This window comes from Pseudomonas sp. P8_241, from assembly GCF_034008315.1.
GTDB lineage: Bacteria > Pseudomonadota > Gammaproteobacteria > Pseudomonadales > Pseudomonadaceae > Aquipseudomonas.
Genome location: NZ_CP125377.1, coordinates 3,580,059 through 3,595,724, shown reverse-complemented (window position 1 = coordinate 3,595,724; position 15,666 = coordinate 3,580,059). Strand labels below are relative to the sequence as shown.

General features: G+C 62.0%; 9 protein-coding genes. 8 read left to right on the top strand and 1 reads right to left on the bottom strand.

From position 1 onward, the window contains the following. Positions 1 to 274: 274 nt before the first annotated feature. Positions 275 to 3,106 (bottom strand): LuxR C-terminal-related transcriptional regulator, encoded by a 2,832-nt coding sequence (locus QMK58_RS16250; RefSeq protein WP_053159225.1) that lies wholly within the window; start codon positions 3,104 to 3,106, stop codon positions 275 to 277. Positions 3,107 to 3,322: 216 nt separating this feature from the next. Here QMK58_RS16250 and QMK58_RS16245 point away from each other — a divergent pair, with 216 nt between their 5' ends. From QMK58_RS16245 to QMK58_RS16210, 8 genes are all read left to right on the top strand, one after another. Next, positions 3,323 to 4,126, top strand: a complete 804-nt coding sequence (locus tag QMK58_RS16245) for an enoyl-CoA hydratase/isomerase family protein (RefSeq protein WP_320395035.1) — start codon at positions 3,323 to 3,325, stop codon at positions 4,124 to 4,126. A 54-nt stretch (positions 4,127 to 4,180) separates the two neighbouring features. Next, the gene (locus tag QMK58_RS16240; protein WP_053159229.1) at positions 4,181 to 5,737 is read left to right on the top strand and encodes an acyl-CoA synthetase; all 1,557 of its coding nucleotides are present in this window, start codon (positions 4,181 to 4,183) and stop codon (positions 5,735 to 5,737) included. Positions 5,738 to 5,741: 4 nt separating this feature from the next. Continuing rightward, positions 5,742 to 7,265: a long-chain fatty acid--CoA ligase gene (locus tag QMK58_RS16235; protein WP_320395034.1), complete on the top strand. Its 1,524-nt coding sequence runs from the start codon at positions 5,742 to 5,744 to the stop codon at positions 7,263 to 7,265. Between the two features lie 239 nt (positions 7,266 to 7,504). After that, positions 7,505 to 8,644, top strand: coding sequence for an acyl-CoA dehydrogenase family protein (locus tag QMK58_RS16230; protein ID WP_320395033.1), 1,140 nt, complete (start codon positions 7,505 to 7,507; stop codon positions 8,642 to 8,644). Between the two features lie 28 nt (positions 8,645 to 8,672). Next, complete coding sequence (locus QMK58_RS16225) at positions 8,673 to 9,881, top strand: lipid-transfer protein (protein WP_053159236.1); 1,209 nt, start codon at positions 8,673 to 8,675, stop codon at positions 9,879 to 9,881. Positions 9,882 to 10,067: 186 nt separating this feature from the next. Further along, positions 10,068 to 11,900, top strand: coding sequence for a DUF1302 domain-containing protein (locus tag QMK58_RS16220; protein ID WP_053159239.1), 1,833 nt, complete (start codon positions 10,068 to 10,070; stop codon positions 11,898 to 11,900). Positions 11,901 to 11,943: 43 nt separating this feature from the next. Further along, entirely contained in the window at positions 11,944 to 13,311 is a 1,368-nt protein-coding gene (locus QMK58_RS16215) for a DUF1329 domain-containing protein (protein ID WP_320396541.1), read from the top strand. Positions 13,312 to 13,441: 130 nt separating this feature from the next. Further along, entirely contained in the window at positions 13,442 to 15,634 is a 2,193-nt protein-coding gene (locus QMK58_RS16210; protein WP_320395032.1) for a helix-turn-helix transcriptional regulator, read from the top strand. The last annotated feature ends 32 nt before the right edge of the window (positions 15,635 to 15,666 follow it).

Sequence of the window (15,666 nt, the reverse complement as noted above, 5' to 3'; positions counted from 1 at the left end):
GGTCGTCGCGGAAAACGGTTCGGGCGATGTGCACGCAAGACTCCTCATCGATGGCAAGCCGGCAATGGGCCAGGCGCCTGTGGATGAGCCTTACGATAGGTGGGGGGCATCGGGCGAACGCCACCCGAGGTGGGTGGCGGGCTGGAAATTCAGTGTTTGAAGCGGACACAAGTTCTGTAGGAGCTGGCTTGCCAGCGATGGCGTCCGGGAGATGGCCGCAAGACTTGAGGCCCAATCGCCAGCAAGCCGGCTCCTACAGTGAGGGCGTTTTGCGTTAAGTGCCGGGGGGGGCGACGTTGCCCTGCGACTCCAGATCACGCACCCGCGCCACTGCTTCATCGCGGCTGCTGACGCCGAGCTTGCTGTAGATATGGCTCAGGTGCCATTTCACGGTTTCCGGGGACAGCCCCAAGGCACGGGCGATTTTCTTGTTGGGCAGGGCCTGGGCCAGCAGGCGCACGACTTCGATTTCCCGCTCGCTCAAGGGCTCGATCCCGGCCGCCAGCGGTTTGCTGGTGGTCGTGGTGGTCGGTTTATCCTTCGATACGGCGGGTGCAGTTACGTCGGCCGCTTGCAGCCGCTCGACATAGAATGCCAGCACCGGGTCGAGAGTCTCGCGGCTGGCGATGTCGCCAATCAGCTTCAGCCCATCCTGATGGGCATCGAGCAGGCTGCGGACCAGGCCGAAGCGCTGCCCACGACGCAAGGCTTGCATTATTTTGTCTCGCGCCAGCTCATGATTGCCTCGCTCGGACTCGATCACCGCCCCGAGCACCAGCAGACGCACCGTGCCAAGTTGGCGTCGGTGGCGCTCGCAGGTCTCGATCAGTCGTTCGATGCGCTTCGCCGCACCCTCCAGGTCGCCTTGAGCCAGCTGCCAGCGAATGCGGGCGTTCTCGGTGAGGATGTGGATTTCCTTGAGCGCCGTCTGCCCGGCGTCCGGGTGCCGGGCATCGATGGCCTCCAGACGCGTCAGTTTGGCGTGTGCCGCCGCCGATTCACCGAGGATCAGCAACCAGCGTACCTGCCAGGTCAGGCAATACGCTTGCAGGCGTTCCAGGCCGAGCTTGATCGCGTACTCGTCCAGCCGTTCGACAAACGCCAGCGCTTCCTGCTGATTGCCTGCCAGCCATTGCACATTCCACAGCACTTGCAGCACGCGCAGTACCGAGTCGGGGATCGAGATCCGCTCCAGGATATCGATCCAGCCCGACAGCAGTTTAAACGCCGCGTCGACGTCATTGGTTTCGTAGAGCACTTCGCCCAGCAGCGCCGCGGAGAGGTACGTCGCATCGGCACCGGCCTTGCCGCAGTGGCTGGCCTCATGCAGCACATCGCGATAAACCCGTTCCGCCTGGGTCATCTGGCCTTCGAGCGCCAGGCTCAGGCCGATCATGCAGCGCCCTTGCAGGCTGCCCGCCGTGGTGCCCAGCAGCGGTTCGCCATTGATCAGCAAGGCAGGGCGGTCGAGTTGCACCTGCCGGGCCTTTTCGTATTCGCCGCGGTGCATGTACAGCCAGGACAGGATGTTGGCGCAAGATCCGATGGCAACGCTGTTGCTGCCGGGTGGCGGGTTGAGCAGTTGCGGCAGCACCGACATGGCCGCGACGGTGTCATCGCGTTGCAGCGCCAGGGACGCCCGCAGCAACGAGATCATGAAACGGTCATGCACTTCGCTTTGGGGAACATCGCGGAACAGCTGTTCGAGGCTGTTGGTGCAGGCATCGAAGTCCCGGGCATAGAGTTGCATCCGTGCCTTGAGGATCCGCAGTTTGACCCGCGCCTGTACCTGCTCGACCGGCAGCAGTCGAACCAGTTCGATCAACATGCGCAAGTCGCCATGGGCATACAGTGCCTCGGCGTTCTGCTCCACCAGGTCGGCAGCGGCCGATGGATCGCCACCCATCACCGCATGGTGCACCGCTTCATCCAGGTAACGATGGTCACGGAACCAGTTCCAGGCACGGACGTGCACCACTTGTTGTTCGGCCTGGGTGCGCGAATCGAAATACTTGAGCAGGGTTTCGCGCAGCAGCGGGTGCAGGCGATACCAGGTTTCACGTTCGGTGCTATCCACCGGAATCAGGAACAGGTTGTCGCGTTCCAGGCGCGCCAGCAGTGCGTTGGCCTCGGCGACCGCTTGCGGGTAGCCACTGAGCGCTGCGCACAACGAGGCGCAGAAGCGGTTGCACACCGCCATGAGTAACATCAGGTCGAGGTCTGTCGGCGACAGGTGGGATAACACTTCGATTTCAAAAAAACTGGCGAACGCCTGATTGTCCCGCACCTGCGTCTGCACGGAGATGGCGCCTGGCGCCTGCGGCGAACGCTTCTTTTTGTGGCTGACGGCAAGCAGTTGCAGACCTGCCACCCAGCCATCGGTCAGCTCGTGCATCTGCCTGGCGTCACGGGCATTGATCTCGCCCAGTTGCGCTTTGAGGAACTGTTCGGATTCGGCCGGGGTGAAGCGCAAGTCGCGCAGGTTCAGTTCCAGTACCAACGCCTGGCTGCGCAACCGCGCCAGGGACAAAGGCACGGCACTGCGCGACACCAATGCCAGGTGCAGGTTGGCCGGCGCGTAGTCGATCAGCCATTGCAGGGCCTGATGAATGCCTACGTCGGTCAGGTGGTGCAGGTCATCGAGCACCAGCACCAGTTCGCGGCCACGACTGGCAATGCTGCGCACCAGGGTGATGACCGTGCGTTCCACCGCCTCGCTGTCGATACCTCGACCTTCCAGCTGGGTCGCTTCGCGCACCAGGGTGGCGTCGATCTGGCCGAGGCTCGCCAGCAGGTAGTCGATAAACCGGGTCAATTCGTTGTCGTCGGCCGACAGCGTCAGCCACGCCACATCGAAACCCAAGGGTAACAGCGCCTGCCGCCAGGCAATCAGCGTTGAAGTCTTGCCGCAACCGGCCGGGCCCTTGAGCACGATGCAGCGCTGGCGGCGGGCCTTGAGCATTTGCTCCTGCAGGCGCTCGCGGGAAATCAGGCGCCCGGTGCCGCGCGGCGGAATCAGTTTGGTACTGACGATCGGCGACTGTGTCGGATTCAAGACCTGGCTCGCGAGGGTGTCCGATGCATTGGACTTGCGGTGTTTGTCCATGGGGTTGTCCGAATCATTTTTGTTTTATGGGTGCATTGAATCCAATCGAGTGTAACCCACAGCCCGACGGTCATGACCCCGACTTCGGCATCCGCCACCCGATGCGGGTGGTCGTCGTCGATTCGCCGATTGGTCTACTGGACGGCATAACAACAGGAGTGCCGCCTGGCCCTCCATCAGAACAGCGCAACAGCGGTGGAGCGCAGGAGTTAGCCCATGGCCATTCAGTTCAAGATCATCGATCACGTGGCGCTGATCACGCTCGATGCGCAACAGTCGGACAATGCGCTGAGCGCCAGCGACCTGATGCACCTGCGCAAGACCCTGGGCGCCTGCCAGGATGACGAACAGGTGCGGGTCATTGTGCTGACCGGTGCCGGAGAGCGAGCCTTTTGTTGCGGCGCAAGCCACAAGGAATCATTGCGGCCAGCGTCCGGGTTTGTCGCAGGGACACTGAAAAGCCGCGAGACCGAAGCCGAGGAGGGTGGCTACACGCGCCTCCTGGACCTCAGCGACCTGGACATCTGGAAGCCGATGATCGCTGCCGTCAATGGTGCCTGCCTGGGGGGCGGTCTGGAGTTGGCGCTGCAGTGTGATCTGCGGATCGCCGTCGACGCCGCCACCTTTGGCCTGCCACAAGTACGCGACGCGAGCATTCCGGTGGCGGGTGGCGTGCAATTGCTGCTGCGCGCGATTCCCGCCGCCCACGCCATGAAAATTGCCCTGACGGGAGAGTCGGTCAGCGCCCAGGAAGCCTTGCGCATCGGGCTGGTAATCGAGCTGCTGCCCCGGCAACGGTTGCTCCCGGCGGCCCTGGACCTGGCAGAGCGCATTGCCGCCAACGGCCCGTTGGCGGTGCAGTCGATCAAGCGCCTGGCTTTGCAAACCGCGCACCTGACACCCCGCGAGTTCGCCAGCCAGGCCCATCTTCACTGGGGTTTGCTGCGCGACAGCGAGGATCACGCCGAAGGGCGCATGGCCCTGGCCGAACAACGCCCGCCGAAATACACCGGCACCTGATTCGCGACACCGCTTGCGACCCTGCCTGACAACAATAATTTACAGGAGAGCCCCATGTATCTGACCCAAGGCCTGCACCATGTGCTGCAACAACGTCCCCACGCATTGGCGACTGTGTTTCGCGACCGCCGTCGCACCTATGCCGAGCTGGCCGAGCGCGTCGCTCGTCTGGCCGGTGCCTTGCAGCAACTGGGTATGCAGACCGGCGATCGGGTCGGTCTGCTGGGCCTGAATTGCGACCGGTTCCTCGAATATTTCCTCGCGACCTGGTGGGGGGGCGGCGTGGTCAATCCGGTAAACATCCGCTGGAGCGTGCCGGAAATCGTCTACTCGCTGGACGACTGCGATACCCGCATCCTGCTGATCGACGATACTTTTGTGCCCATGGCCGAAGGCATCGCCAGCACCGCCAGGGTGCGACCCTTGCTGATTTATATCGGCGACGGTCAATTGCCCGAGGGCATGTTGTCCTACGAGCAACTGATCCGTGACACGGCGCCTGTCGACGATGCGTTTCGTGGCGGCGACGACCTGGCCAGCATCATGTACACCGGCGGCACCACCGGTCGGCCGAAGGGCGTCATGCAATCGCACATGAACCTGTGGTCAGCCGCCGTGGCCCGGGCCGCCGATGTGCCGGTGCCGGCCGATGCCCTGACCTTGCACATCGCGCCGATGTTCCACCTGGCGGCGCTGTCGCGGGTGATCCTGATTTCGCTCCTCGGGCTGCCGAGCATCTTCGTTCCGGCCTTCGATGCGCTGGACGTGATGCGCACCATCGAGCGCGAACGCATTACCGACATTCTGATCGTGCCGACCATGTTGCAAGTGCTGATCATGCACCCGCAATTCGCCCAGCATGATCTGAGTTGCCTGCGCTGCCTGACCTATGGCGCCTCACCGATTGCCGTGCCCTTGCTGGAACTGGCGCTCAAAGCGCTGCCGAATGTCGAGTTCACCCAGGGCTACGGCATGACCGAAGCGGCACCACCGATTACCGCCAACGGCCCCGAGAACCATAACGCCGAAGGCATCGCCAGTGGCCGGTTGCGTTCGGCCGGACGGCCGGGGCTGGGGGTGATCGTGCGCATCGTCGACGAACACGACCACCCCGTACCGTGCGGCACTGTGGGCGAAGTGGTGGTGCGCGGCCCGAACATCATGCTCGGCTACTGGAACAACCCCGAGGAAACCGCCAAGGCCCTGCGTGGTGGCTGGATGCACACCGGCGACGGCGCCTACATGGACGAGGACGGGTATATCTACATCGTCGACCGCTTCAAGGACATGATCGTCAGCGGTGGCGAGAACGTGTATTCCGGCGAAGTGGAAAGCGCCATCGCCAGTCACCCGGCCGTCGCGGCCTGCGCGGTGATCGGCATTCCGTGTGCGCAATGGGGCGAGGCGGTGCACGCGGTGGTCGTGCTCAAACCGCAAACCCAAGTGGCGGGCGCGCAGATCATCGAGCACTGTCGCCGCCAGATCGCCGGCTACAAGACGCCCAAATCAGTGGAGTTCCGCACAGCGTTGCCGTTGTCGGGCGCGGGCAAAGTGCTCAAGCGCGATTTGCGCGAGCCATTCTGGGCCGGCAAGGATCGGGGGGTGAGCTGACAGCATGTTCATGACCCAATGCCTGCAACGTACGCTGCAACAGAACCCGGACCATGTCGCGACGATCTTCGGCGAGCGTCGCCAGACCTATCGCGCATTTGGCGAGCGGGTCGCACGCCTGGCCGGCGCCTTGCAAAACCTCGGCATGGCAGCGGGGGACCGGGTGGGCATGCTGGCGCTCAACTCCGACCGTTACCTGGAATACATCATGGGCGTGTGGTGGGGTGGCGGGGTGCTCAATCCGGTGAATGTACGCTGGAGCGTGCCGGAGATTGTCTACTCGCTGGACGATTGCAACACCGGCATCCTGATTGTCGACGAGCATTTCGCTGGTCTGGCCGATGAGATCCGCAAGACGGCCCGACATGCGCCGCGGTTCATTTACGCCGGTGAGGGCGAAGTGCCGTTGGGCATGCTGGGTTTCGCGCAATTGATTGACCAGGCCACGCCGATTGAGGACGCCGGTCGTGGTGGCGAAGACCTGGCCTGCATCATGTACACCGGCGGCACCACTGGATTTCCCAAGGGTGTGATGCAGTCCCATTTGAACCTGTGGTCGGCGTGCATGCCGCGCATGGTGGACATGCCGCCGATACGCGGTGGCCTGTTGCTGCACGTCGCGCCGCTGTTTCATGTGGCGGGCATGGCCCGTGCACTGATCCAGTTTCTGGCCGGTGAAAGCCATGTACTGGTGTCCGGGTTTGATGCCCTGCAAACGTTGCAGATCATCGAACGAGAACGGGTCACCGAGACGCTGCTGGTGCCAACGATGATCGGTGCGTTATTGGCTCATCCTGACTTCGAGCGCTATGACCTGGGCAGCCTGAAACGTCTGACCTACGGCGCTTCGCCCAGTGCCGGTGACATGGTCGAGCAGGTACTCGAACGGTTTCCGGACATCGAGCTGTCGCATTCCTACGGACTGACCGAGGCCTGCCCGGTGGTGTCGAGCAACCTGCCGTGCAACCACACCCCAGAGGCGCGCATCAGTGGACTGTCGCGCTCGGTAGGGCGTGGCGGGCTGGGCGTCAACGTGAAGATCGTCGACCCGCAAGGCCACGAAGTTCCACGTGGCACGGTGGGCGAGATCATCGTGCGGGGTCCGAACATCATGCAGGGCTATTGGAACAAACCCGAAGAAACCGCCCAGGCGCTGCGCAACGGCTGGCTGTATACCGGCGATGCCGCGTGGATGGACGAGCAGGGTTACCTGTTCATCGTCGACCGGCTCAAGGACATGATCGTCAGCGGTGGCGAGAATGTGTATTCGGTGGAAGTCGAGAATGTCCTTGCCCGGCATCCGGCCGTGGCGATGTGCGCGGTGATCGGTATCCCCCATGCGCAGTGGGGCGAGGCGGTGCATGCGGTGGTGGTGCGCACGCCCGCTTCGCCCGTCGATGAAGCGCAATTGCGGCTGTTTTGTCGTGAATTCATCGCACCCTACAAATGCCCGAAAACCGTTGAGTTTCGTGACGAACTGCCACTCTCGGCGGCGGGCAAAGTCCTCAAGCGCGAACTGCGCAAATAACCCCAGCCCAATCCCCTGCAGGAGCGAGTTTGCTCGCGATGGACGCAACGATAACGCGTGCCGCCTGACAGTACGCGTCGTCCTTGCCTCCATCGCGAGCAAACTCGCTCCTACAGGGAGTCGTGTTTCAGGCCTTTGGTTTCGCTACCCGATCCGGGTGGCTTCATCACCACCCCCCAGCCATACAGTGGACTCACGAACCAGGCGCTCGTCTGTCTGGCAATCCACTGGAGATTCCGATGCACATCAACCGTACCGTCTACCGTGAAGACCACGAAATGCTGCGTGAAACCGCGCGGCGTTTCTTCGAGCGTGAATGCCTGCCCAAGCAGGCGCAGTGGGACGAAGCCGGGCAGGTCGACCGGGAAACCTGGCTCAAGGCCGGTCGCCACAACCTGCTGTGCCTCACCGTGCCGACCGAGTACGGCGGCGGTGGCGGTGACTTTGGTCACTCGGCGGTGTTGATCGAAGAGTTGTACCGCGCCGGTGTGTCGGGTTGGAGCCTGGGCGTGCACTCGGACATCGTCGCCCCGTACATCGTGCGTCTGGGCACCGAAGAGCAAAAGCAACAATGGTTGCCAAAGGTCTGCTCCGGCGAAACCGTCCTCGCTGTCGCCATGACCGAGCCCGGTACCGGCTCGGACCTCAAGGCAGTCCGCACCACAGCCGTGCGCGACGGTGACGAGTGGGTGATCAACGGCAGCAAGACCTTCATCAGCAACGGCCTGACCTGCGACATGGTCGTGGTGGTGTGCAAGACCGATCCGAGCGCTGGCGCCAAGGGTTGCAGCCTGATCATGGTCGAGTGCAACCGCGAAGGTTTCCGTCGCGGGCGCAAACTGGAAAAAGTCGGCCAACACGCCGCTGACACTGCCGAGCTGTTCTTCGACGACGTGCGCGTGCCGGTCGGCAACCTGCTGGGTGAAGAGAACAAAGGCTTCATGCACTTGATGGAAGAACTGCCGCAAGAGCGCCTGGTGATTGCGCTCTACAGCGCCGCCAAACTCGAACGCCTGCTGGAGCAGACCGTCGAGTACGTGAAGGATCGCAAGGCGTTCAATCAGACTGTCTGGGACTTCCAGAACACCAAGTTCAAGCTGGCCGACATCAAGGCTCAGGCCACCGCCGTGCGCCTGACCATCGACCACTACATCGCCGAACACATGCGCCGCCGCCTGACCGTCCAGGAGTCGGCGATCGCCAAGTTGTTCGCCACCGAAACCCTGTGCAAATGCATCGATGACATGGTCCAGCTGCATGGCGGTTACGGCTACATGCTCGAATACCCGATTGCCCGTGCTTTTGTCGACATGCGCGTGACGCGGATTTTCGGCGGCACCAGTGAAGTGCTGCGCGAGCTGATCGCTCGCCAGTTGTGATCCTTCTCCTTCATTTTCAGGTGACACCATGAGCGAAAAAGTACTGGTTGCCGGCGTCGGCATGATCCCGTTCCGCAAGCCCAGCGAAAGCCCGACCTACGTGCAGATGGGGGCCGAAGCGGTGCGCCGCGCCCTCGCGGATGCGGGTATTGATTACAATCTGGTGCAGGAGGCGTACGCCGGTTATGTCTACGGCGATTCCACCTGCGGCCAGACCGTGCTGTACGAAGTGGGCATGACCGCGATCCCGGTGGTCAACGTCAACAACAACTGCGCCACTGGTTCCACCGCGCTGTTCCTGGCGCGCAAGGCCATCGAATCCGGCTCGGCCGATTGCGTGCTGGCGGTCGGTTTCGAACAGATGCAGGCCGGGGCATTGAAATCCCACTGGGATGACCGTCCGCCAACCCGTGAGCGCTTTTTGCCGATCCTGCGCGGGCTGACCGCCGATATGGATGGCATGCCCCAGGCCATCCGCACCTTCGGCGGCGCCGGTCGCGAGTACCTGCACAAATATGGCTGCAAAATGGAAACCTTCGCCGCAGTTCGCGCCAAGGCCAGCCGCCATGCGGCGAACAACCCGCTGGCGCTGTTTCGCAAGGTGCTCAGCGTCGAGGACGTGATGAACGACCCGGTGATTCTGCCGGGTGTGATGACGCGTTTGATGGCTTGCCCGCCGACGTGCGGCGGTGCCGCGGCCATCCTGGTGTCCGAGCGTTTCGCGAAAAAGCACGGCTTGCGCCGCGACGTGGAAATCGTCGCACAGGCCATGACCACCGACACCCCGGCATCTTTCAATTTCGAAAAACCCTCGATGCTCGATTGGGTCGGCACCCACATGACTCACGCCGCTGTCGGTCAGGTCTACGAGAAGGCTGGCGTCGGCCCGCAGGACATCGATGTTTGCGAACTGCACGACTGCTTCGCCCAGAACGAGGTGATCTGTTACGAGTCCCTGGGTTTTTGCCCGGAGGGTGGCGCCGAGAAGTTCGTCATGGATGGCGACAACACCTACGGCGGGCAGATCGTCATCAACCCGTCCGGCGGACTGCTTTCCAAGGGGCATCCGCTGGGCGCCACGGGCCTGGCGCAGTGCTACGAGTTGACCCAGCAACTGCGCGGAAACGCCGAACAGCGTCAGGTCGAAGGCGCGCGTCTGGCCATGGCCCACAACCTCGGTCTGGGCGGTGCCTGCGTGGTGACGCTCTATGGAAAGGTCAGTGGCGCGGCGCAGTGACCACGCTTTTTGCCGGGTGAATGTCACCGGGCGTAACGCCCGGGGCGCGCTGCGAAAACCGGGTTGTTACGCACTGGAAATACCCATTGAAAATGCTGGTTCAAATCACCCGTTCGGGTGTCAGGACCTTACCGGAGCCCCGCTAGCATGGGCGCACCAACACCTATCCTTAACCGGAGAAACCGCATGACAAAAACAACAATGCGCGGCGTCTTCCAGCCGAGTTTGCTGGCCGTAGCTGTAATGGTTGCAACGTGCGCGAGCCATCAGGCTCACGCTGTTGATTTCAACATCGGGGAGATTCAGGGCAAGTTTGATTCGTCGCTGTCGGTCGGCGCCAGTTGGTCGACGACGGATGCGGACAAGCAGTTCATTTCCAACTTCAACTCACAGGGTGTCACCGGTGGCGAGTCCGCCTCGCGGACCACCGACGACAACCGCCTGAACTTCAAGAAAGGTGAAACCTTCTCGAAGATCTTCAAGGGCGTGCATGACCTGGAATTGAAGTATGGCGACAGCGGCGCCTTCGTGCGCGGCAAGTATTGGTACGACTTCGAACTGATGGACGAGAGCCGTCCGTTCTACGATATCAATGACGCGGGACGTGATCGCGCAGGCAAGTCATCCGGGGCGATGTTCCTCGACAGCTTCGTCTACCACAACTACACCCTCGGCGATCAGGTCGGTAACGTGCGCCTGGGCAAGCAAGTGGTGAGCTGGGGCGAGAGTACGTTCATCGGCAACTCGATCAACAGCATCAACCCCATCGACGTTGCGGCGTTACGCCGTCCGGGCGCTGAAGTGAAGGAAGGCTTGATTCCGGTCAACCTGATTTACGTGTCCCAGGGCCTGGCCGACAACATCACCGCCGAAGCGTTTTATCAGCTGGAGTGGGACAAATCGGTGGTCGACAACTGCGGAACGTTTTTCGGCAACGACGGCGTACCCCAAGGTTGCAACGACCGCCTGGTGATTGCCGGTCTCGACCTGCCACCGGGTGCTGCGAGCAACACCGGCGGCCTGGCGGCCATCGCCGCCGGGACGGACGACGCCTTTATCCCGCGCCTCAAGGACAACGATGCCCGTGACAGTGGTCAATTTGGCGTTGCCCTGCGCTGGTTCGTGCCTGAGTTCAACGACACCGAGTTTGGCGCTTATGCACTGAACTACCACAGCCGTAACCCTTACCTGAGCATCAACCAGATGAGCAACCCGGCAGGTGGTGTGGCATCGGCCCGCAGTGCCCGTTACTTCATCGATTATCCGGAAGATATCCGCCTGTATGGCTTGAGTTTCCAGACCAACGTCGAAGGCGTGTCTCTGGGGGGTGAGGTCAGCTACCGGCCGAACATGCCGCTGCAACTGAACACCGCTGACCTGTTGTCCTCCGCGACCTTCGGCGCGACCTCACCGCTGATCACCACTGGCTTTGCCGGTCGTAACCTGGGGGGTGAAGTCAACGGCTACAAGCGCATGCCGGTGACCCAGGCCCAAGTGACTGCAACCCAATTCTTCGATCAGGTGTTGGGCGCCAGTCGCCTGACGGTGGTGGGTGAGGTCGGGTACAACCACATCAATGGCCTGGGCAAGGCCGACGGCACTGACCTGCGCTTCGGTCGCAGTCCTGCCTTCGGTTCCGGCGAATTGCCGGGCGCCGCCGGAGCGGCCACCTGCCGAGGCACTGCCGCAGGCACGCCGGCAGCCAGTAACCCGGCGCAGGAATGCAATGACGATGGCTTCTACACCAGCAACAGCTGGGGCTATCGCCTGCGCGGCAAGCTCGATTACCAGAACGTGATCGCCGGCATCAACCTGTCGCCGAACCTGGCCTGGTCCCATGACGTGTCTGGTTACGGCCCGAACTTCGATGAAGGCTCCAAAGCAGTCAGCGTCGGTGTCGATGCGGACTACCTGAACACCTACAACGCCAGCCTGAGTTACACCAACTACTTCGGTGGCGACTTCAACACCAACGTCGACCGCGACTACGTTGCGCTCAGCTTCGGCGTGAATTTCTGATGCAACTCTGCCCCAGAGGTACTTGTATATGAACAACCTGAACATGAACGCACGTATTTTCCTGCGCGCTGGCGCACTGAGTCTTTCGTTGCTGGCCAGTGGTGTGATGGCCGCTGTCTCGCCCCAGGAGGCCGCTCAGCTGGGAACCTCGTTGACCCCGTTGGGCGCTCAGAAAGAGGGCAATGCCAATGGCAGCATTCCGGCCTGGACCGGTGGCCTGAGGCCCGGTGCAGCGGCACTCGACAATGGCTTCCTGGGGGATCCGTTTGCGGGTGAAAAACCACAACTGGTGATTACCGCGGCCAACGTCGACCAGTACAAGGACAAGCTGACGCCGGGGCAGGTGGCGATGTTCAAGCGCTACCCGGACAGCTACAAGATCCCGGTATTCAAGACCCAGCGCACCGCCGCGTCGCCACAAAACATCTACGACATCGCGAAAAAAAGTGCGGTCACCACCGAACTGACTCCGGACGGTAACGGCCTGGTCAACTTCACCCAGACCCGCTACTACCCGTTCCCGATTCCGAAGAACGGTGTAGAGATCTACTGGAACCACACTAACCGTTATCGCGGTGGCAACATGGAGCGCCAGGCCGCGCAGGCCGCACCGCAAACCAACGGCTCCTACTCCATCGTCGAGTACGACGACAAACTGGCATTTCCGCAATTGATGGAAGGCGTAACCGGGGGCGAGGGCGACAACGTCCTGTACTACTACAAGCAGGAAATCACCGCGCCGTCACGCATGGCCGGCAGTGTGATCCTGATCCACGAGACCATCGACCAGGTCAAGGAGCCGCGCCTGGCGTGGGTCTACAACGCCGGTCAACGCCGTGTTCGACGTGCGCCGCAGGTGGCCTATGACGGTCCGGGCGCCGGTTCCGATGGCATGCGCACCGCCGACAACACCGACATGATGAACGGTGCGCCGGATCGCTACGACTGGAAGTTGATCGGCAAAAAGGAACTGTACATCCCGTACAACAACTACCGTTTGCAGTCGCCGAAAGTGAAGTATGACGACATCATCAAGCCAGGGCACATCAACCAGGACCTGACGCGTTACGAGCTGCACCGCGTGTGGCACGTCGAGGCCACGCTGAAGCCGGGGCAGCGTCATGTCTATGCCAAGCGCGACATGTACTTCGATGAAGACACCTGGCAACTGGCGGAAGTCGACCATTACGACGGCCGTGGTCAGCTGTGGCGGGTGGCGGAAGGCTATGCGATCAACGACTACGAGCGCGGGGCGCCCAACTTCGCCATGCTCGGCATCTATGACCTGATCGCCGGTCGCTACAACGTGCTGGCGATGACCAACCAGTCCCGCCACGCAACGACCTACGGCATGACGGCGAAGATGACCGACTTCACCCCGTCGGCGCTGCGTAACGCCGGCATCCGCTGACTGTCCATCGTCGCTTGAATCAACGCCCTGTTCGCAGGGCGTTGTGCGTTTGTGCCCCCCTGATGTGGGTGGCGCGTGTTCAGTCGGCTGGCCCAATGATGGAGTCCTCTCTTCACCAGCGAGGTCCGTCATGCTTGTGCCACGGCCGCATCTGAGCAATCTACTCAAGCGCGAGCAACACCGCTTGCAACTGCTTAGCGCACCTGCCGGTTATGGGAAAACCGCGCTGGTGCATGAATATTTGCAAGGCCTGGAGCAACCCGGGCAAGTGGTGTGGTTGAGGTTGGGTGGGCGGGCGCAGACGCTGGAAAGTCTCAATTCGGCGCTGGCCAGTGCATTTGGGGTGGCGGCGGATGCGGTGCTGGCGTTGCTCGGTTCAGGAAAGGTGGGGACTGAACCACCGCTATCGCGAGCAGGCTCGCTCCTGCATGGGAGTACGGTCAACTGCAGGAGCACGCTTGCTTGCGAAGAGGCCATTGCAAGCCATGAAGATTCAAAGATTCGACTGGTTTTCGACGACCTGCCAGCCGAGTTGCCCACTGATCTGAACCACTGGTTCGATCAACTCCTGTCCCTGCATAACCCTCACCTGCAAATACTGGTCACCTGCCGCCAACGCCCGGACTGGAACCTGCCGCGCCTGATGCTTGACGGCCAATTGCTGGATCTGCAGGCCAGACATCTGGCCTTGCGACCCGATGAGTTCGAGGCGTTGATTAATGCCATGGCACCTGACACCGACACCGCATCACGGGAAAGACTCTGGCACCAAACTGGCGGGTGGTGTGCCGGTGTTCGCCTGTTATTGCCACTGGCATTGGGCGATGCAGGGTCTTCGCTGCTCGGCCAATACCTGGACCGGGAGCTGTTGTCGCGCCTGAGCGAAGATCAGTTGGAGGTGTTGTGCGGTCTGGCGCATCTGTCCAAGGCCAGCGCCGAGCTTTGCGAGCAGCTCTGGGAAGGGCAGCAGGCCGGTCGGGTGTTCAACAGTTTGTTGCAGTGCCAGGCGTTTCTGGTCCCTGTCGATCATCAGCCCGGCTGGTTCCGCCTGTTGCCTTTGGTGGCTCAGCCCCTGCAAGGGCAATTGAGTCCTGGGCCGCTTAATCGCCTGCGACTGCGCGCCTGTCAGCTTCTCAGTGTACTGGGGCACGTCGATGATGCCGTCGAGCAAGCCCTGTGCGCCGATCAGCCGGAGGTCGCCGCCAACTACATGGAACGCCTGTGGCTCAGCTGGATTCTCGGTGAGCGGCACCTGAACACACTCATGGACTGGCGCGAACGCATCGAGCCGCAGCTGCTGCAAAGCAGTCCCCGTCTGATCTACCTGTGTGCCAAGGCCCTGTTGTTCAGTGGCCGGCTGGATGAAGCCCAGGAGTGCCTGCTACGCCTGGGGCGCTTCGTGCCGCTTCCAGATCCGCAACGCAATCGGCGTCTGTTGGCCAACTGGCAGGGATTGTTCGGCACCCTGCACGCCTTGCGCGGCAACACTGAACAAGCCAGCCTGCACTGCCGCGCCGCGCTTGCAGTGCTGACCCACCAGGACTGGCTTTCGGTGTTGTTGTGTCATTGCATCCTGGCACGTATCGCCATGCAGACCGGCGATCTGACCGAGGCACAGGCGCTGTTGCAATCTTCGCTGGAGCTTGCCCGGCGCCAGGGCAGTCACGAATCGGAAGTACTGGTCAACACGGACCGGGTGCGGTTGATGATGCTGCAGGGCGAGCTGAGCCAAGCGCAAGCGTTGTTGCGCACCGAGCTAAAACGGATGACCGGCAACCGGACACAGCCCTGTTCGCTACTCGGTCGATTGATGTTCCTGCACGGCGAATTGCTGTTGCAGCTGGGCCATACCGACGAAGCCGGGCAGGTCGTCCGGGCCGGGTTGGTGGCCGTACGTGACTGCTGCGCGCCGTTCGTACTCAATGGGTACTTGCTGTTGTCCGAGCTCGCTTCACGTAATCAGGAGCGGGAAAAGGCGCACTTGATGCTGTACGAAGCCGAGCGTCGAATGCATTGGGGCAAGATCGACAGCGCCTGCTACGAGGGGCCGATCACTGCCCAAAAAGCCCGGATTGCGCAACGTGAACAAACAGCGCCCACCCGCTTGAGCGTCGTGCCGGATTACCAGGACGACCTGACACCCCGCGAGCTTTCGGTGCTCAAGTTGCTGGCCGAAGGCATGTCGGTGCGGGAAGTCGGCAGCCACCTGTTCATTTCGCAAAACACCGTCAAGACCCACGCCAAGAACATCAACGTCAAGCTCGGCGCCTGCCGCCGCACTCAGGCAATCAACAGCGCCAAGGCCATGGGCATCCTCGCCTGAAATTGTGCTGCCCGGCGCCACCCACCTGATCC